Consider the following 1,292-nt stretch of genomic DNA (forward strand, 5'->3'; position numbering starts at 1 on the left):
GGCCTAGATTTCTAAAGGCCGCCTGCCGCCGGCCGTGCGACGAGCGCCATGATCGTGCGGCCGCCGGCCGACCAGCGCCTGCGTTGTGACGCCTGCGAACGTGCATTCGAACACGGCGGCACCCGACATCCAGTTGAAGCCCGGTGGGAGGCAAGCCATGAACGGCAGCTATGGGGCGGTTTCGGCGGGCGAGGCGCACGGAACGTCACCGCCGGGCGACGGGGTCTGGGGCGGGGCGTCGGAGGGTTCGCTGGCCGCGCGGCTCACTGAGGCCGGGGTGCAGCGGCGGTCGATCCTGAAGTTCTGCGCGGGGGTGGTCGCCACCCTCGCGCTGCCGCCCCAGTTCGCTCCCCGGGTCGCCGCTGCGCTGGACAGGGTCGGCCGCCCCACCGTCGTGTGGCTGGAGTTCCAGGACTGCGCCGGTGACAGCGAGGCGTTTCTGCGCTCGCGCAATCCGTCCGTCGCCGATCTCATCCTGGGGATGATCTCGCTCGATTATCACGAGACCGTCATGGCGGCTGCCGGCGTCGACGCCGAGAAGGCCCGCGACAAGGCGGTGGCGCGGGGCGGGCATCTTGTCGTCGTCGAGGGCTCGGTGCCGCTCGGCATCCCGGGGTCGTGCACGATCGGGGGCCGATCGGCTGAGGAGATACTGAACAGCTGCGTGCGCGGCGCGGCCGGGATCATCAACGTCGGCACCTGCTCGGCGTTCGGCGGGATCCCCGCGGCCGGCCCCAACCCGACCGGCGCGGTCCGCGTCGAGGATGTCGTCGGCGGGGTCGAGGTCGTCAACCTGACCGGCTGCCCAGTCAACGCCGACAACCTCACCGCTACGATCGTCCACTATCTGACCTTCGGTGCATTCCCGGCCCGAGACGGTTTCGGCCGCCCGCTGTTCGCCTACGGGGAACGCATCCACGACACCTGCGCGCGTCGCGGCCACTTCGACGCAGGCCAGTTCGCCCAGGAATGGGGCGACGAGGGTCACCGTAAGGGCTGGTGTCTGTACCGACTCGGCTGCAAGGGGCCGAGCACGTTCCACAACTGCCCGAGTGTCCGCTACAACGGCGGCACGTCCTGGCCGGTGGCGGCCGGGCACGGGTGCGTGGGATGTTCCGAGCCCGGCTTCTGGGACACGATGTCGCCCTTTTACGACCGGCTCCCGCACGTGGCGACCCGGGACTTCAGCCTCACGGCCGACAGGATCGGTCTGGGTGTTCTCGCGGCGACCGCGACCGGCTTCGCGGCGCACGGGGTCGGAAAGGTCATCCAACACCGGGTGGCCGCGGCCC

At 70.7% G+C, this 1,292-nt stretch carries 1 protein-coding gene; it reads left to right on the top strand.

Annotation, left to right across the window (positions count from 1 at the left end; translation table 11 throughout):
* Positions 1 to 157: 157 nt before the first annotated feature.
* On the top strand, positions 158 to 1,292 hold a 1,135-nt coding region (locus U9980_RS26260), incomplete at its 3' end, for a hydrogenase small subunit (RefSeq protein ID WP_322770382.1).

This window comes from Protofrankia sp. Cr1 (assembly GCF_963555865.1).
In the GTDB taxonomy this organism is placed as follows: Bacteria; Actinomycetota; Actinomycetes; order Frankiales; family Frankiaceae; genus Protofrankia.